Here is a 16,101-nt window from a genome sequence, read left to right as displayed (position 1 = left end):
CGCCGATGGCTGCGCAAGCGCGGGATCCGCCACCGCATTGCACGCAAGGGCATCGAGTCCTCGCAGCGGCTCGGCCGCCACCGATGGGTCGTCGAACGGACCGTGTCCTGGCTCGTCGGCTGCCGTCGGCTCCACCGCCGCTACGAACGCAAGGCTGAACACTTCCTCGCCTTCGTCGGCATAGCCGCGGCCCTCATCTGCCACCGCCGCCTCACCAAATGAAACGACGTCTTAGCCAGCAGGTCGTCGTGGTCGAGCTCGACGAGGATCTCGCCGCGTGCCACTTCGCAGGCACGGCGTTTGGCGGCTCCAACGCCCCGGATGTCGTCCGCGACCTCCAGCCGGACACGGTCGTCGGGGCGTTCCGGCCGCCATCGCGCGCCGTTGTTGAGGAGGACGATCCACTCCCAGTCGGAGCAGGTCTGCGCTTGCAGGGTCGCGAGGCATTCGTCCAGGAAACGCGGTCGGTGGCTGGGGGTGAAGACGGAGAACCTCGGGGTCGGGGAAGAAGTCATTCCGTGGTACCTACCTGAGTGGCTGTCAGTGCTGCGCTCGCGGCATCCCGGAACTCCTCCGGGACGAACTGTAGAAGCGACGGGTCGGTGCGGACGGCGAGGCCGAAGGCTTCCCTGGCCTCTTTGTCCCGGCCCTTCCTCGCCAGGGCCCGCCCAAGGTGCAGATGGGCCGTGGCGGCCTTCGGTTCGGCCCCCACGATGTGCCGCAGGATCGCGATGGCCTGGTCGGGGTGGTTCGACTCGACCAGAAGCGCCTTGTTGTAGAGGGCCGATTCGAAATACGGGTCGATCTTGAGGGCGTGGTCGTAAGCCGCGCGTGCGTCGGCTGTCCTGTTGTCGTGTTGGGCGATGACGCCGAGGTTGTACCAGGCGAGTTTGTCGGCGGGGTTCACGTTCAGGTCCAGGACCTGTCGGAAGCTATGCGTCGCCCCGGGGAAGTCCTTGGCCTCGCCCTGTTCGATGCCCGCTTGGAGCAGTGCCTGCGCCCGCGCGGCACGCTTGGCCGCAGGTGACTCGGGCCCGGACGCAGTCGAAGACGTGATCTTGGGGTCCCCTGTGAGCAGGTGGACCCAACCTTGGCCACATTGGCGACCACGACTGCCGCGGTGAGTCCGGTCCACAGTGCGATCCGCGTTTTCACGGGGGTCTACCTCGCCGATCCGGTGACGCGACTGAGCCGGGCGGCAGGGGCAAGCACCGTCGGCTGCACGGACGATGCTCGCGGACGTCGTTGACCAGTGCGGCCGTGTGCGCCGCCCGGCTGGTCAGGAGAGTTCACGGTGCGGGGGTTCACGGCGCGCATACCGCGTAGACGGTGACTGTGCCCACGCCGTTGGAGGTGGCCTGCCAGCCAGTAGCTGGGGAACCCCCGACAGGACGGCTGCTGAGCATCTGGAGGCCGACGACCGACGTGCTCTAGTAGCCGCCGCCGACGGCGAATGTACCAGCGGGGCAAAAGACCGTGGATTGGCCTGTGCCGCTGTTGGAGACGACCGTGCTCTGTGCCCCGGAACTCGTGCCTGGACCCCTTGGAAACCCTGGTTGCCTTGGAATCCCTGAGTGCCCTGCGCACCGGGGCCGCCCTGACTTCCCTGGGCACCGGCACCGCCCTGGAACCCCTGCGCGCCCTGCGGACCGACGCCGCCTTGGCTGCCTTGCGCGCCCGCAGCCCCTTGGCCGCCCTGTGCACCAGTACCGCCCTGGAAACCCTGGAGACCCTGGCTCCCCTGTGTGCCGGTGTCGCCCTGGAAACCCTGGCTGCCTTGTGTGCCTTGTGTGCCGGTGTCGCCCTGGAACCCTTGACTGCCTTGGACTCCGGCGTCGCCCTGGCTGCCCTGGTTGCCCTGCGGGCCGATATCGCCCTGGCTGCCCTGGCTGCCGACTTCCCCCTGGCTGCCCTGGACGCCGGCTCCGCCCTGGAACCCCTGGCTGCCCTGGAACCCCTGACTGCCCTGGAACCCCTGGACACCAGTTTCGCCCTGACTGCCTTGGCTGCCCTGGAACCCCTGGGTGCCGGGGCTGCCCTGACTGCCCTGCGGGCCGGCTCCCGAACCACCCGGACTGCCCTGCGCACCCTGGAAACCCTGCGGACCGATACCACCCTGGGCACCCTGCACACCGGCGCCGCCCTGGACACCGGGACCACCCTGGGTGCCAGGGACGCCCTGGGATCCTGGCGTGCCCATGTCGCCCTGCGTCCCCTGACTGCCCTGACTGCCGGAACCACCCTGACTTCCCTGAGCTCCGGTGCCACCCTGACTTCCCTGAGCTCCGGTGCCACCCTGACTGCCCTGGCTGCCCTGCGTACCGGTCTCGCCCTGGCTCCCCTGCGTCCCGAGACTGCTCTGACTGCCCTGACTGCCCTGACTGCCCTGACTGCTCTGACTGCCCTGACTGCCGGTGCCGCCTTCGGTGCCCTGGCTGCCCTGGGGTCCTGGACCGCCCTGGCTGCCCTGGCTTCCCTGCGTCACCTTGGCTGCCCTGCGCACCTGGACCGCCCTGGCTGCCCTGCCGGGCGTGGAGCGTGTCGGGATGGTGGGGGCCGAGGAGGCGCTCGCGATCGGCGAGGACCTGTTCCTGGAGGGCGAGTGCTTCGTGGTGGTGGCCGAGGTGGCGGTAGGTGCTGGCGAGGTTGGCGCGGGCGCGAAGGGTGCCGGGGTGGTGCTCCCCGTGGAGGCGTTCGTGGGCGGTGAGAACCTGTCCATTTCCTGACCTGCGCCACCACCCCCGACCCGGCTCAGACCTGGAGCGCCCGCGCCGACGGCACCCGGCTCAACGCCGCCGCCAACCGCTGCCTCGCCGTCCCCGGGGACGGCACCACCAACGGCACCGACGTCCTCCTGGCCGACTGCGGCGCAACCGTCCCCGCCGGCCAGAAGTGGGTCATCCCCAACACCACCACCACGTACGTCTACGCCGCGGACGGCAGCCAGCTCGTCCGCCGCGACCCCGGCAGGACTACCGTCACCCTCGGTGGTGACGAGCTCGTCTACGACACCGTTGCAAAGACCCTCACGGGCGTCGGCTACTACACGATCCCCGGCGGCACCGTCCTGGTCCGCCAGGGCGGCAAGTCCACCTACCAGATCACCGACCACCACGGCACGGCCACCCTCGCCCTCGACGCCACCACGCTCGTCGAGAGCCGCCGCTACACGGACCCGTTCGGGGCCCCGCGCGGCGCCCAGCCCACGGGCTGGTCCGGTGACCACGGCTTCGTCGGCGGTACCACGGACGACGCCACCGGCCTTACCAACCTCGGCGCTCGCGAGTATCAGCCGCTCACCGGCCGCTTCCTCAGCCCGGACCCGCTTCTCGACGGAGCCAGCCCGCAGCAGTGGAACGGCTACGCCTACAGCAACAACAACCCCGTCAACCTCAGTGACCCGTCGGGTATGTGCCCCAAGGACATGTGCGACGGATACGGGCAGAATCCAAGCCCGGCGGATCCGGGGGGCGGGCCCAAGGGAACCAGGGGCGGATGGCGGCCGTGAGGTCACAGCCCTCCTCGTGAACCACGATGACGACCTGGTCGACCTCGTGATCACCACGCCGGAAGGTCGGTCCGGAGTCCTCCACACCACGTCCAAGCACCCTTTCTGGGTTGACACGAAGAAGACGTGGATATCCGCGGGGAAGCTTCGTGAAGGCGATGCCCTCATAACTCCGTCCGGCGCACAAGCCCACGTCCGCGGCGTATCCGTGGTGCCGGGCGAGGCGGACATGTACAACCTCACCGTTGACGGCCTGCACACGTATTATGTCCTGGCCGGCAGCACACCCGTACTCGTGCACAACAGTGACGGTAATGCCTCCATCGAGGACTTCAGGGGCGGATACTACTTCCATTACCCGATGCCGACGGCTCAGGGTAGTGTGGATATCGGAGCATTTGTTGAAATCGAAGGAAATATGCTCACGCTAGACAACGTGTCCATTTATGGGAGCGGACGGTGATCTTGCCCGGGGTTCCGTCGGTGCAGGTGACTTCCTGGCTCTGAGGCGCCAGGTTGCCTCTGCGGCTGCCGATCAAGGATTCGAGACGCTTAAGATCAACTGGATTCGCACGAGCTCGGGCCCGGAGAACGGCCACTCGGGTGAATGGACCATCAATCTGGCCAAGACGACCTGCAAGTGAGAACTGACCGAAGGATGGGCAGGGTTGCCGCATGACAAGATATTTGACTGCGCTGGACGCCGTGCGCGGCGACCTGGAGGATGGCGCCGATCCCGAAGCTGCCCTCATGAAGCTGAAGGCCGCGGGCCTGTCGCAAGTCGAGTGCATTCGTGCTGTCGTCGACCTCGGCTTGAGCAGCCGGTCGGAAGCCAAAACGCTGGTCCATTTCAGCCAGGCTTGGTCGTCCACCAGGATTCGAAGCGAACATTTGCACAAGGATCTCGAAGAATTGGTGGATGAATCCCGTGGACTCGATTGATTGCCTAAGAGCTCGTAACACGATCATGAATCGGGCTTGCTGAGGCGTCTCCAGCAGATGAGGCCACAGGGCAGGGAGACGAACGCGTCGTGGAGTTCGGTGCGGCCTACGGACGGCGAGGCGTTTGAACTGGTGGAGCCGGGCGAAGGTCTGCTCGACGACGTAGCGGAGCTTGCCCATGCCCTTGATGCGGGGCTCCTTTGCGGGAGATGACCGGCAGGATCCGGCGTTTGCGCAGCTCTTCTCGGTTGGGGTTGGAGTCGTAGCCCTTGTCGCCGAGCAGGGCGTCCGGGCGTCGGCGGGGACGGCCGGGGCGGCCCGCCACTGGCGGGATGCCGTCGAATGACGGCGAGGGTCTGGGTGACGTCGTTGACGTTCGCCGCGGTCGTGATGACTTTCAGCGGGGTGCCGCGTCCGTCACAGATCAAGTGGTGTTTGCTGCCCGTCTTCCGCCGGTCGACCGGCGACGGACCGGTGTCGGGGCCCCCTTTTTCGCGCGGATGTGAGAGCCGTCCACGCACGCCCTCGACCAGTCGAGCCGGCCGGCCGCGTTCAGCTCGGCGAGCAGGATCCGGTGCAGTTGGTCGAAGACTCCGGCCTGCTGCCACCGCTCCAGGCGCCGCCAGCAGGTCTGTCCCGAGCCGAACCCAAGCTCAGGCGGTAGGAGTTGCCAGGCGATGTCGTTGCAGAGGACGTACAGGATGCCCTGCAGACACAACCGGTTCGCCACCGGCCGCGGCCCTGGCGACCTCGTCGGCCAGGGCGGCAGCAGAGGCTCGATTGAACCTGCGCATGGACTTCCTCATGCTGCTCCCCGGAAACCGGCGCGTGGTCCTGGAGGTCGACGGCAGCCAGCACTTCACCCGCAACGAAGGGACCGAACCCGACAGCACAAAGTACGCCGCGACCATGGCCGGCGACCGCGCCCTGAAGTTCCGGGGCTACGAGGTCTTCCGGTTCGGCCACGACGAACTCCGCGACCGCGACCGCGACCGCGCCCAGCCCCTGCTCACCGACTTCTTCGCCACGCTCCTCGACCGCTCACCCGCCGGTCCGCCCCAAGTGACGCTGTCAGCCCAAGGCTGACAGCGCGGCATCGTGCACCGTCATCGCAGCGTTCCTCGTCATCTCACCAGTGGGGGCGTCGGCGGGGGAGAGGTCGGGGCGCGCCTGGTGCCAGCGCGCAGCGTGGTGCCAGCGACCGGAGGCATCGCGGGCGACGTCGACCCCGACCTCCACCACCAGCTCGGGCTCCACCAGCGTGACGGACAGCTTCTCGCTGCTTCCCCACCCGGCGCAGAAGGACCACCCCGCCATGGGTGGCCGCGCCGGGACCGGTGCAAATTCCCCGCGAGAGCCGTACCCGTTGCCCCGGCGAGGGTGGTGGTGCGGCCGATGTACTGAAAGCGCCCCTTGTCGTCGTACCTGCCCAGCAGCAGCGACCGAGGATCGGCCGCAGGGCCGCTGAATGCGCCGACGGCCGCCTCCGTCTTGTACCTCTGCCAGCCCCGCACCCGAAGGGCGGTAGGGCTCGCTCAGCCGCTTGAAGACGACGCCCTCCCTCCCGGCCGACGCTCACGTCAGCCACTCGCGCACCGGCTCCGCCTTGGTGGTCGACGGGCACAGCACCCACGGCGTGGACAGCCGCCGCCCGGCGAACACGGCCTCCAGCGCCGCCCTGCGCCGCTGATACGGCGCATTGAACACTGACCGTAAACAGACTGACGCATCGTGTAATGGCCGTCGAAAATTGCGATCACCGCGTCCTGCGTCGTGATCGCGATCGCAGGTGGTGTGAATCCTTGGGAGCAGCATGTCGTCGTCCGGTAAATCTCTTGTCTCGCGCGATGAGCGTCTGAAGCGCCTGCGGGCGCAGCTACAGGGCCGCCCGGCCAGCGCCCGGCACGCGAGCCGAACCCGTTCCAGCCGCGGGGCACATCTGCTCCTGGGGGTGATGCTGCGTGGTGCCGCCCGGCTGGAGGCGGGCATGGAACTCTCCGATCTCGAACGGAGCCTGATCGACGGGCTGCGGCTGGGTATGGCGGAGGACGAGATCCGCGAGATGGGCCGGGTGTTCACCGAGGAGACCTCGGTGAAGGGCGCGCCGCAGCTTTTCCCGGACAGCCTGCTCCAGCGGGGGATCGCCGAGGGCTACACCGAGGCGGACCTGTTCAAGGACCTGCCGCAGGTACGCGATGAGGTGTTGGCCCAGCCCAACGTGAGCCTGGTCGATGTCGCCGGGCTGGAGGAGGGCGCCTGCCCGGACTCCCCGGAGTTCATTGCGGGCATGGCCGACTACGGCTACGGAGTCACCCTGGTGACCTCATCACAGCCGGCCCCCGACATCGCGGCCGCACCGGCTCCGATCCGGGTGCGGCTGGACATGCACAAGTTCATCTGTGTCCGCGACACCCCTGAGAGCACCCGGGACGAGATCTACTGGGCCTACGCCTCGGCCAACGACACAGGGACCAGGCACAGGGCAGTCACCCGCGAATACGGATCGGTCAACAAGGGATCGGTGCGGGAGTTCGACTCGAACACCACGCTCTTCGACGGTCTGGCCGGGAACGGCCTGCCGCTGTTCATCTCTTGTTGGGAAGCCGATGACAGCCCCAGCTCCTGGTACAACGCCCTCAGCGCCAAACTCTACGAAATCGTGGCAAAACTTGAGGAATTCGCCGCGCACGCAGGGAACATGCCCTACATGTGGGCCAACGACCCCGCCGTCGGCGACTTCATCGTCTACGCCACCTGGATCACCCTGCTCTTCCACGCGTTCATCGAATGGATCCGCAACGACGACGACCTGGTCCAAGAACGCACCCTCGGCTTCGACCAGCCAGCCCTGAAGAAACTTGCCGCCCGGCCCGACGAAACCGACCGCTGGACCTTCGCCAGCAGCGAAGGCCACTTCGACCTGTACATCAAGGCGTCCGTCCCCGACGGCACCCGGCTGCGCCACACCACCTCCTCCGACGGCAGCACCTGGAGCGCCAGCGTCCTGCTGCCCACAGCCAATGCCACGACCGGCGCCGCTCTGGCCGTCTACAAGGACAACCTGTACTGCGCGCACCGCGGCAGCGCGAACAACGAAAACCTGTACTGGACCCGCTTCAACGGCACCAGCTGGAACACCGACACCAAGTTCGGCGCTCACATGACGTCCCCGGCCCCAGCTCTGGCCACGTACGGCGACCACCTGTACTGCGTGCACCGGGGCAGCAGCAACAGTTCCGCACTGTGGTGGACCCGCTTCAACGGCACGGCCTGGAATACCGACCAGACGATCGGCAATCTCCGTACCCCCTTCCAGCCTGCGCTGGCTGTCCTGGGCCAGTACCTTTACTGCTTCTACCGCGGCGCGGACGATTCCTCCCTGTGGTGGACCCGCTACAACGGCAGCAGTTGGAGCGGACACACCCGGCTCGGCAGCCACCAAAGCGCCGATGGCCCCGCAGCGGCCCTGTTCAACGGCAAGATCCACGTGGTCTACCGCGGGCTGACCGCTGAGGAACTGTGGTGGTGCACCTTCGACGGCACTAACGTGAGCGCGGGCGCCAAGCTCGGCACCCACCGCAGCGCCGTCGCCCCCTCTCTGACGGTCTTCGACAACAAGCTGCACTGCGTCCATCGCGGCTCGACCAGCAACGCCAACCCCAAGCTGTACGTGACCCAGTGCAACGGCACCAGCTGGACCACCGACACCGCTTTCAACACTCCTGCCGGCACCACCGTCCAGGCCCCCGCCGTGGCCGCCTACCGCAACAAGCTCCACGTCGTGCACCGTGGCGGCGGCATTCTGTAACCCTCCCCGGTTTGGCAGGGCCCCGGCACACGGGGGACCTGCCAAACCGGCAATCGATGTGAAGCCAGAGAGCCACCCCAGATAAGACACCTGTGACTGTCTGGAGAACCGTCCCACTTGGGCTCCAGCATCCAGGTCGGCCCCTCGGGCACGACATCGACCGCGCGGGCCAGGGCGAGGGGGCAGGCAAGCCGAACGCGGGCGCCGGGAACCTCCTCTGGGACCTCCAGCGTCCCAGCACGGCGCGACTGCCGACGGACGGCGAAGGGTGATTACAGGGCAATCAGCCCGGACGGCCTACCCTCAGGCCGAGCGCGCTGGGACGGTGGCAGCAGGGCCGTCCGCTGTGTCAGCGGTGCGCCGTAGTGTGCGGGCATGGCCCGTTCATGGACGCGACTGCACGAGCACCTGGGTGCCCAGCCCGGCCCGCTGACCTTCGAGATGGTCAAGCAGGCCGCCGATGACCATCTCGCCGAGTCCGACGATCTGGACTGGAAGGGCACGGGACGGGCGTGCGGGCGCGCTTGATCACCTACACGCCGAAGGGATACCGGTCCGAGCTGACTGGGTGGAAGGACGCCGCGCCCGATACGGCCGCCATGACGAAGGCCTCCATCGTCAGTTGGAAGTGGAAGGGCGGGAAGAAGTTCGCCCACGGCACGAAGCTGTGCGTCGAGTTCAACGTGGCGCAGGGGGAGTCGTGCGCGGTGATCCACCGGTAACCGGTCCCAGCCGCTGACCGGCGCAGCAGTGCGGGCCGCCCCCCTCGCCGGGTGACGGCCCGCACTGCCGCGCTCAGGCTCCGTCGGTTCCCGGACTCCACACGGCCGGCCCGCCGCAGGAACTCCAGAAGATCGCCAGGGCCGAAGACGCGGCCGAGGATCTTTTCGTCTACGCGGACGCGGCGCCCGCCCTCGGCGTCCGGCGGGTAGACGATGACGCGCAGGTCAGGGCTCATCCCTCCACCGTGCTTCGGTGTCATCGAGCACAGGGAGATCCCGGTGGCTGAAACAACCGTTGGGCGCTTCGCTTTACCGGGGTCCTCGCCGAAGCCGAGGACTCCGGCGGACCGTGGCCTGGCCGCTCCAGCCCAAGCCCGTCGGCACCCGCTGCGCCGCGAGGTTGGGCTATGCGGGGGTGCCGGCCTCCTCGAAGGCGGGAGGAGCGTCCACGAGGGCTCCGCCTCCGATCACGTCCTGCTTTTCGCCGTGGCCGTCCTGGTCGGTCGTACGGGGCGGTGCGGTGCGGGCGTGCGGCTGTTGGGGCGTGCCTTCGCCATGCCTTTCGGCTTGGGCTTGGCAGCCGGCCGCGGTTTTGCCCTGCGCGGCCGAGCCGGTACCAGAGCGGCCGTCCTGCGGGGCGTCGGCCGGGCCTGGTGGCCCTCGCCGGATGCATCACGGATGCCGGGTGCGGGGCGGTCGGGGTCGGCTGCGCGGCCAGCCGCCGTGGCGGCCCCGGCCGGGGGTGCGGACGTGGGCTCGGGCAGGCGGGAGAGAGGCAGGGCCGGCCCGGTGCCGGGCTGAACGGGGAGGGGAGCGGGGGGCTTGTGGTCAGCCGGCACCGCGGCGGGGGAGGCCTCGACGGTCGGGCAGGGGCGGGGTGGACGGTGACGCATCCGGAGGCCGCGAGGATCGAGGCGAGGAGCAGAGGCAGGGAGCAGCGGCGCATCCCGTCACCGTGCCGCAGCCGACCCCCAATGCGCGCTTGACGGCCCCACCACGCCCCTGGACGGATGACGAGACGGCCGCCCCGCCGGGCCGCATCCGGCCGGAACGGCCGACCCTGGAAGAGGGGCAACCGCGAGGGAGGCCCCCGGGATGGTGCTCAGACCGCCGGTTGAGCCGATGCTGGCGCAGGCCGCGGAGTCGGTCCCGGGCCCTGCCGCGCTGCGTGCGGGGGTGGCGTACGAGCAGAAGCTGGACGGTCACCGGACACTGCTGTTCACCCCGGCCGGCGCGGGCGGCGCGGTGCTGGTGCAGACCCGTCGCGGGGCGCTGGTCCAGGACCGGTGGCCGGACCTGGTGGCCGCCGCCGAGCAGCTGCCACACGGCCTGGTCCTCGACGGCGAGCTCGTCGTCTGGGACACCGAAGAGGGACGGCTCTCGTTCGAGGCGCTGCAGCGCCGCGCCGCCACGCGAGCCCGCGGCGCCAGGGCCCTCGCCGCGCGGTGGCCGGCCCCGAGGGCCTTGGCGGCGTCCCGCATGATCCGTTTGCCCTGGCCGGGTCGTTGATCTTGTGCTCGGCGGGCAGCCGGTAGGAGAACTCGATCAGGTCGCGGGCGAGGTAGGGGGGCGTTCGAGCGCGTAGGCGGAGGCGAGCGTGTCGCTGGTCATCACCAGCGGCCTCCAGATCCGCCGCATCGAACTGCGCGAGGCCACCGCGGCGGGCTCGGCCCCTCGTCCGGCCGCAGGCGGCGGAAGGCCGAGGCGAGGGAAAGGGGTTCCGCCGCTCCCTGACGGGCGAACGGATCGGGTCACTTGTGCCGGGGCCGCCGATCGTCGCTGCGTGAGTCGCAAGGGGCCGCGCCGAGGTGAGGGTCTTCGATTTCGGATAAATTGCACCCTTTCAGCAAGACGGAAAATAGACGCTTGAAGTGGCGGCAAACAGCATGGCCGATCTGTGCTTCTTGACAGCCGCCCGGCTGATTGCCAAGGCTTCCTTCGTCGCATCCGCGGCAGGCACGTGTAACACCTCGGGCCGCCGATCGCCGATCGGCAAGGCCTTTTCCACTGTTTGACCGACAGTAGGGAGTGCAGCAATGTCGAAGTACACCCTGGAAAAGAAGCCCGCCTTCTTCCGCGCCGCCAACGCGGAGGTCTTCTTCGAGGCGGAGGCCATGGAGACCGAGGCCGTGGTCAGCAGCCTCGGTGCGGAGCTGGAGGTCGACGCCGAGCTTGACACGATCCTCGGCGAGCGCTGACCAAGGCACCCAGGAGGGAGCGGCTGCGGTCGCTCCCTCCGTCCGCGAACCGTTTCGAATTCCTGAAGGAAATGTGCTGACGTGCCAAAACTGCGGACGAAAACCGGGTTCGCCGGGCTGAGGACGGTCGCGCCCGACGCAGTGCCGCCGGACGCCGCCGCCGCGGTCGTCGGTTCCGGTTATTCCCTCGGCAGCGCCCACGAAGGGGCGGAAAACGGCCCCTTCTTTCTCCGAACGCTTTCCAGAGCGCATACCTGGGGTGCGGAACGGCCCGGCATCGTCCAACTGCGCAACGGGCGCGTCCCCCTGGAACACGCGGTCGACATCGGCGATGTGCTCTTCGACGGCATGGCGCTCGGCGACGCCCAAGAGGCACTGGCCCAGGTGATCGCCGCGCTGCCCGCCGGTACCGTCCCCGCGGTGATCGGCGGCGACCACACGGTCACCCTGCCGGTGGTCGAGGCGCTGTGGAAAAGGCGCCGGCGCCCCTTCACGGTCGTCCAGTTCGACCACCACCTGGACGTGCAGATCTGGGACGGCGCACCGACCTGGGACGTGCCCCGAGAACCGATCTTCAACACCAACGTGATGTCCCACGTGTCCGACCTGGTCGGACACGAGCGACTCCTGCAGATCGGGGTGGCCCCGTACGCCACGGTGGAGGCCGACAGCGCCGACGGCCTGGACGGCTACCTGCACGGCGTCGGTCGGCAACTGCCTTTGCTGGCCCCGGAACTCGACGACCCCGAAGGCTTCCGCGCCGCCCTCGGCACCGGCACCGACGTCTACCTCACGGTGGACATCGACGTCCTGGACCGTTCGGTGATGTCCTCCACCGGCTATCCGGCGGAGGCCGGCCTGGGCACCCGGGACCTGCTGCGCCTCATCGACTGGGTGCTCCGGGACAACCGGCTCGTCGGCTTTGACCTGGTGGAGTTCGCCGCCCCCGCCGACGCCCGCGACGCCACCACGCTCTCGGACGCCAGCCGCGCCGTACTGGTGTTCCTGCATCTTCTCAACTGGGCGTGCCGCCAGGCGGCAGAAAGGGCGTGACGACGATGAGCGGAGCAACCCCGGACCCGATCGCATTCGAGACGGGCGAGATCCAGGCGAATACCTTCCAGGAGACCCTGCTCGGGCTGGAGTACACCACCGGCCCCGGCCGGCCGGCGGACCTGTTCTCCCGGGCCTGCGTGGAGCAGTACGCGGACCTGCGGCTCGACCGCTTCGGCTATCTGCTCGCCCAGGTCTTCGAACCCAACGTCCTGCACGAGGCCGCCCTCCTCGCCGGGCTGTCCTACGACTCCCTCGCCGACCTGAGCCACCGGCCGACGGAACCGGTCGAACGGCTGGCCGCACTCGTTCGCGACGCGGCCGACCTCCCGGTGACCGCCCTGGTCAACACGGCGGCCGCGCTGATCAGCGTCTCCCGCTTCGACCCCGCCGAACGCCTGCTCGCCGATGCCTACACAAGGGCCGCCACTCCCCGCGAGCGGTTCGAGGCCGCCATGCTCGCCTTCGTCGTCACCAACCGGCGCGACGACGGTGCCGACTCGCCCCGCCAGTTCGACCGCATGCGTGAGGCCGCCGAGACCGGGGATGTGCCCGAGGACCGCGTTCTGGACGCCTGCTCCCAAGCGGTCGTCTGGTACCTCAAGCGCAAGGAACTGCCGGAGGCGGAGTACGACTGGTTCCGCGCGACCGGCGCCCGGCTGGCCGAGACACGCGACCGGCTCGACCCCGGCGCGATCTCCTCCTGGTACCGCGCCCTCGCCATGGTCCCGGCCGCCGCCGGCGAGGCAGAGACCACCCGCCGCTACATGGAGTACGCGCGCGAAGCCGCCGAGGACACCATGGCGCGCCGCCCCCGCGCCTACGAGACGCACTTCCTGAAGACCTACCACGAGTCCTCGCTCAAGGAGCACATGTACCTCACGCGCGACCTCGACCGGGCCGAGGAATCGGGGCGGGCCCTGATCGCCCTCGACCCGGCCTGGGCCCCCAGTTACGGCGAACTCGCCGAGGCCTACGCCGCTTTCGGCCGGCCCGAGCAGGCCGCCGACCTGTACGAGCAGGCGGTCGCGGCCGGTCCGCCGTACGTCGGCTACCACATGCTGCGCGCGGCGCGCTGCCACCAGAAGGCCGGCGCCACCGACCGTGCCCTCGCCCTCCACCGGGACCTGGCCCGCCTCGCCCCCGACGACGAGCAGGTGCTGCGCGCCGGCCTCGACCTGGCCGACGGCCTGCGCGACGACACCTCCCGGTACCGGTTCCAGGCCGCGCTGGAACGGCTCGGCCACGACAGCACCCGCGGCGCCGGCCCACGGGCGGGGGACCGGTAGCCGCCATGGAGCACACCCGGTTCACCGTGCGGAACTACACCGGCTACACCGCGGTGGTCTTTGGCCTGGGCGTGGTCTCGGTGGGGTTCGGCGCCCTCGACCTCATCATGGTCGCGCCGAAGGGCCTGGACCAGGCGGCGGCCGTCGGTCAGGCCGATGTGCTCATCTCGGCCATCTACGCCGTCTTCATCGGCGTCGTCGACGTCTTCAGCAGCCGGCTCGCCATGGCCGAGGGCGAGCAGCGGACCAGCCACCGCCTGCCGGTGCTCGGCACCGCCCTGCTGCTGTTGCTGATCCCCTGCCAGCTCCTAGGTATGGCCCTCGGCCTGGGCATCGAGCCGCTGCTGCGGGCCACCGGGCAGAAGGCCGAACTGGTCCCGCTGGTCGGCGACTACGTCCAGGTCCGCACCTACGGCATCGCCCTGGTCCTCGGCTACATCGTCATCAGCGAGTCGCTCAAGATCTGCGGCCTGAAGAACCTGTCGGCCGTCAACCTGGTCTTCGGCCTCGCGGTGAACGCCCTGTTCAACTGGGTCTTCCTGGATACCGGCGCGGCCGACCTGTTCGCCTCCCCGGCCCAGGCCGTCGCCGCGTCGACGCTGGTCGCCCAGGCGGTCATGGCCACCACCGGCGGCATTGTCCTGGTCCGCCGGCTGCGCACCCGCCCGGACCGCTTCGTACGCCCCGAACGCCACGAGGTCCTCACCGAGTTCCGCTCGATGGCCCGCACCGCACCTGGCATCGGACTGCGCCACTTCAACGACTACATGGGTACGACCATCCCGCTGCTGTTCATCGGTACGCTCGGCGTGGTCCAGCTCGCCGCCGCCACCGTGGCCACCAAGATCTACACCCTGTTCTGCCGGGTTCCGCAGGCCTGCTTCGCCGGGTCCTTCGTCTTCTACGGCTACGCCCTGGGCCGGGGTCCGGACGACCTCACCCGCACGGCGCGCAAGATGCGCCTGTACGCCGCCGTACCCACCGCGGCGGCGACCGCCGTCACCGCGCTGGCCGCGCCCTGGCTGGTCGACGCCTTCGCCAGTCCCGGCCTCGACCGGGACCTCGCGCGCAACCTGCTGCTCGCCTATCTCCTGTACGTCCCCGCCTACTTCTTCGAGCAGATCTCCGGCGAGATGCTCACGGTCCACCAGCGTGGCGGACTGCTGTTTGTCTCCTCGACCGCGGTGACGTACCTGCTGACCATCCCCCTCGCCTGGTACGCGGTCTTCACCCTAAACTCCACCTTCCTCGCCGTCGCCTGCAAGGGCATTCCCACCGCGGTCCTCGCGTTCGTGTTCTGGCGCGCGCTGCGCCGCACCGGCCGGCCCGGTGCGGAGCGAGCCGAAAGCGAGATGAGCCTTGCCCAGTAGCCTCCCGGCCGATTTGCCCGGCCTCAGGACCGACTCGCCCGGCCTGCCCGCCTTCCGCCACGACCCGGTGAAGTCGGTGCTGCCCGGCCGCGCCGACGGCGCCTTCCACTGGGACCGCGAGCCCGCCGTCTGCGGATACCGGCGGCTCACCCACGAAAGCGCCCACCTCGGGCAGACCGTCCCTGTCCCGGTCAGCTCCACCCCCGCCGTCGTCGCCGACGTCGGTGTCGTGGTCGCCAGTGACGACGGGCGGCTGCGGTTCTTCGACCCCGGCCTCGGCAAGGTCTACTGGGAACGCCGCCTGGACCGCTCGGTGTACGCCTCCCTCGTCGTCGACCAGGCGCGCCGGCATGTCATCGTCGCGACGACAAGCGGGCTGATCGCCTGCTTCGACCTGCGTGGCACCCTGGTGTGGTCGCGCAAGGCCGAGTTCCCCGTCTTCGCCACGCCCACGGTGCTGCCGGGCGCCGACCTGCTCGTGGTGGCGGCCTTCCACAGCCGCTGCCTGGGCCTGGCGCTCGGCACCGGCGAGCTGGTGTACGACTGCCCGTTGCCCCGCCCCTGGTCGGCGGCCCAGGGCGGTGTCGCCGCCTACCGTGACCCCTACGCCAGCCCGGTCCCCGCGGCGGACGACACCGCCGTGCTGTGCTGCGGCGAACACGTCGTCGCCCTCGCCGCGGACGGCACCGAGGTGTGGCGGCAGGAGATCGGCCACCCCGTCAAGGCGTCGCCCGCGCTGCTGCCCGACACCGACCGGCTGGCCGTGTGCCCGGTCGACGGGCGCTGCGTCCTCCTCGACGCCAAGACCGGCCGCCTGGAGGCAGAGGTCCGCCTCGGGGCCAAGGTCACCGGCAGTCCGGCGGTCTCCGGGGACGTCCTGGCCGTCGGCACGCAGCTCGGCACGGTCACCGGCCTTACCTCCACGGGCGAGACGCGGTGGACTTCACCGCAGGGCGCACCCCGCTCGTACACCTCGTTCACGGTGCTGCCCGACGGGAACTTCGTGGCCACGGCCGAACGCGGCAACATCGTGTGCCTCGGGCGCGAGGACGGCCGGTTCCTGTGGGAGAGCAGCCAGGTGCTCGGTCTGCCCGACCACGAACCGGCCCTGGACATCACCCCGGTCGCGGCGGCCTCGGGCAGCATGTACGCCGCGTCGTACGGGGGCGACCTCTACCAGTTCCTGTTCCAGCCGTGCGACGAGGAGTGAC

The 16,101-nt window shown here is 69.5% G+C and carries 17 protein-coding genes and 2 pseudogenes; 14 read left to right on the top strand and 5 right to left on the bottom strand.

Annotation, left to right across the window (positions count from 1 at the left end; genetic code table 11):
* Positions 1 to 222 (top strand): transposase (locus ACIPK4_RS38525; RefSeq protein WP_402322219.1); only part of this gene is annotated, 222 nt, incomplete at its 5' end.
* On the opposite strand, the gene ACIPK4_RS38520 is transcribed toward ACIPK4_RS38525, so the two are convergent.
* From ACIPK4_RS38520 to ACIPK4_RS38510, 3 genes and pseudogenes are all read right to left on the bottom strand, one after another.
* The gene (locus ACIPK4_RS38520) at positions 141 to 515 is read right to left on the bottom strand and encodes a glycosyltransferase family 2 protein (RefSeq protein WP_402322216.1); all 375 of its coding nucleotides are present in this window, start codon (positions 513 to 515) and stop codon (positions 141 to 143) included. The two genes, ACIPK4_RS38525 and ACIPK4_RS38520, sit on opposite strands and share 82 nt — an antisense overlap.
* Entirely contained in the window at positions 512 to 1,135 is a 624-nt protein-coding gene (locus ACIPK4_RS38515) for a tetratricopeptide repeat protein (RefSeq protein WP_402322213.1), read from the bottom strand. The genes ACIPK4_RS38520 and ACIPK4_RS38515 overlap by 4 nt, the downstream gene beginning before the upstream one ends.
* Positions 1,136 to 1,430: 295 nt before the next feature.
* Positions 1,431 to 2,654 (bottom strand): annotated as a pseudogene (locus ACIPK4_RS38510) (tetratricopeptide repeat protein); the annotation flags it as partial.
* Positions 2,655 to 2,722: 68 nt separating this feature from the next.
* Here ACIPK4_RS38510 and ACIPK4_RS38505 point away from each other — a divergent pair.
* The 3 genes from ACIPK4_RS38505 to ACIPK4_RS38495 all read left to right on the top strand — a co-directional run bounded on the left by ACIPK4_RS38505 (position 2,723) and on the right by ACIPK4_RS38495 (position 4,450).
* Positions 2,723 to 3,508 carry an RHS repeat-associated core domain-containing protein gene (locus tag ACIPK4_RS38505; RefSeq protein ID WP_402322222.1) on the top strand — a complete coding sequence of 262 codons (786 nt, stop codon included), beginning with the start codon at positions 2,723 to 2,725 and terminating at the stop codon, positions 3,506 to 3,508.
* On the top strand, positions 3,396 to 3,971 hold the full coding sequence (locus ACIPK4_RS38500; RefSeq protein WP_402322210.1) for a polymorphic toxin-type HINT domain-containing protein: 576 nt from the start codon (positions 3,396 to 3,398) through the stop codon (positions 3,969 to 3,971). The genes ACIPK4_RS38505 and ACIPK4_RS38500 overlap by 113 nt, the downstream gene beginning before the upstream one ends.
* 212 nt (positions 3,972 to 4,183) lie before the next feature.
* Positions 4,184 to 4,450, top strand: a complete 267-nt coding sequence (locus tag ACIPK4_RS38495; protein ID WP_402322208.1) for a hypothetical protein — start codon at positions 4,184 to 4,186, stop codon at positions 4,448 to 4,450.
* A gap of 23 nt (positions 4,451 to 4,473) precedes the next feature.
* On the opposite strand, the pseudogene ACIPK4_RS38490 reads toward ACIPK4_RS38495, so the two are convergent.
* A pseudogene (locus tag ACIPK4_RS38490) lies at positions 4,474 to 5,231 on the bottom strand (IS5 family transposase).
* Positions 5,232 to 5,242: 11 nt separating this feature from the next.
* On the opposite strand from ACIPK4_RS38490, the gene ACIPK4_RS38485 reads away from it, so the two are divergent.
* The 4 genes from ACIPK4_RS38485 (at position 5,243) to ACIPK4_RS38470 (ending at position 8,786) form a co-directional block, all read left to right on the top strand.
* Entirely contained in the window at positions 5,243 to 5,536 is a 294-nt protein-coding gene (locus ACIPK4_RS38485) for a DUF559 domain-containing protein (protein WP_402322206.1), read from the top strand.
* A gap of 457 nt (positions 5,537 to 5,993) precedes the next feature.
* Positions 5,994 to 6,140, top strand: a complete 147-nt coding sequence (locus ACIPK4_RS38480; protein ID WP_402322203.1) for a hypothetical protein — start codon at positions 5,994 to 5,996, stop codon at positions 6,138 to 6,140.
* Positions 6,141 to 6,401: 261 nt separating this feature from the next.
* A complete protein-coding gene (locus tag ACIPK4_RS38475) occupies positions 6,402 to 8,258 on the top strand; it encodes a hypothetical protein (protein ID WP_402322201.1) in 1,857 nt (618 codons plus the stop codon).
* A 375-nt stretch (positions 8,259 to 8,633) separates the two neighbouring features.
* The gene (locus tag ACIPK4_RS38470; RefSeq protein WP_402322198.1) at positions 8,634 to 8,786 is read left to right on the top strand and encodes a hypothetical protein; all 153 of its coding nucleotides are present in this window, start codon (positions 8,634 to 8,636) and stop codon (positions 8,784 to 8,786) included.
* A 4-nt stretch (positions 8,787 to 8,790) separates the two neighbouring features.
* Here ACIPK4_RS38470 and ACIPK4_RS38465 read toward each other — a convergent pair whose 3' ends face one another.
* A complete protein-coding gene (locus tag ACIPK4_RS38465; protein WP_402322195.1) occupies positions 8,791 to 9,216 on the bottom strand; it encodes a hypothetical protein in 426 nt (141 codons plus the stop codon).
* Between the two features lie 859 nt (positions 9,217 to 10,075).
* On the opposite strand from ACIPK4_RS38465, the gene ACIPK4_RS38460 reads away from it, so the two are divergent.
* The 6 genes from ACIPK4_RS38460 to ACIPK4_RS38435 all read left to right on the top strand — a co-directional run bounded on the left by ACIPK4_RS38460 (position 10,076) and on the right by ACIPK4_RS38435 (position 16,100).
* The gene (locus ACIPK4_RS38460; RefSeq protein WP_402322192.1) at positions 10,076 to 10,489 is read left to right on the top strand and encodes a hypothetical protein; all 414 of its coding nucleotides are present in this window, start codon (positions 10,076 to 10,078) and stop codon (positions 10,487 to 10,489) included.
* 527 nt (positions 10,490 to 11,016) lie between these two features.
* Positions 11,017 to 11,178: a hypothetical protein gene (locus ACIPK4_RS38455; RefSeq protein ID WP_402322190.1), complete on the top strand. Its 162-nt coding sequence runs from the start codon at positions 11,017 to 11,019 to the stop codon at positions 11,176 to 11,178.
* Between the two features lie 81 nt (positions 11,179 to 11,259).
* Positions 11,260 to 12,231: an arginase family protein gene (locus ACIPK4_RS38450; protein WP_402322187.1), complete on the top strand. Its 972-nt coding sequence runs from the start codon at positions 11,260 to 11,262 to the stop codon at positions 12,229 to 12,231.
* Between the two features lie 5 nt (positions 12,232 to 12,236).
* Complete coding sequence (locus ACIPK4_RS38445; protein WP_402322184.1) at positions 12,237 to 13,520, top strand: hypothetical protein; 1,284 nt, start codon at positions 12,237 to 12,239, stop codon at positions 13,518 to 13,520.
* Positions 13,521 to 13,525: 5 nt separating this feature from the next.
* Positions 13,526 to 14,890, top strand: a complete 1,365-nt coding sequence (locus ACIPK4_RS38440; protein WP_402322181.1) for an MATE family efflux transporter — start codon at positions 13,526 to 13,528, stop codon at positions 14,888 to 14,890.
* A gap of 13 nt (positions 14,891 to 14,903) precedes the next feature.
* Complete coding sequence (locus tag ACIPK4_RS38435; RefSeq protein WP_402322178.1) at positions 14,904 to 16,100, top strand: PQQ-binding-like beta-propeller repeat protein; 1,197 nt, start codon at positions 14,904 to 14,906, stop codon at positions 16,098 to 16,100.
* The last annotated feature ends 1 nt before the right edge of the window (position 16,101 follow it).

The organism is Streptomyces sp. NPDC086989 (assembly GCF_044745505.1).
In the GTDB taxonomy this organism is placed as follows: Bacteria; Actinomycetota; Actinomycetes; order Streptomycetales; family Streptomycetaceae; genus Streptomyces.
Note: the sequence above shows the minus strand (reverse complement) of the source record. Positions and strands in the feature narration are given on the sequence as shown.

Excerpts from the sequence above, each read along its gene's own strand:
- ACIPK4_RS38455 (WP_402322190.1), top strand. The coding sequence starts at position 11,017 with ATGTCGAAGTACACCCTGGAAAAGAAGCCCGCCTTCTTCCGCGCCGCC.
- ACIPK4_RS38465 (WP_402322195.1), bottom strand. The coding sequence starts at position 9,216 with ATGAGCCCTGACCTGCGCGTCATCGTCTACCCGCCGGACGCCGAGGGC.
- ACIPK4_RS38485 (WP_402322206.1), top strand. The coding sequence starts at position 5,243 with ATGGACTTCCTCATGCTGCTCCCCGGAAACCGGCGCGTGGTCCTGGAG.
- ACIPK4_RS38440 (WP_402322181.1), top strand. The coding sequence starts at position 13,526 with ATGGAGCACACCCGGTTCACCGTGCGGAACTACACCGGCTACACCGCG.
- ACIPK4_RS38470 (WP_402322198.1), top strand. The coding sequence starts at position 8,634 with ATGGCCCGTTCATGGACGCGACTGCACGAGCACCTGGGTGCCCAGCCC.
- ACIPK4_RS38460 (WP_402322192.1), top strand. The coding sequence starts at position 10,076 with ATGGTGCTCAGACCGCCGGTTGAGCCGATGCTGGCGCAGGCCGCGGAG.
- ACIPK4_RS38445 (WP_402322184.1), top strand. The coding sequence starts at position 12,237 with ATGAGCGGAGCAACCCCGGACCCGATCGCATTCGAGACGGGCGAGATC.
- ACIPK4_RS38495 (WP_402322208.1), top strand. The coding sequence starts at position 4,184 with ATGACAAGATATTTGACTGCGCTGGACGCCGTGCGCGGCGACCTGGAG.
- ACIPK4_RS38520 (WP_402322216.1), bottom strand. The coding sequence starts at position 515 with ATGACTTCTTCCCCGACCCCGAGGTTCTCCGTCTTCACCCCCAGCCAC.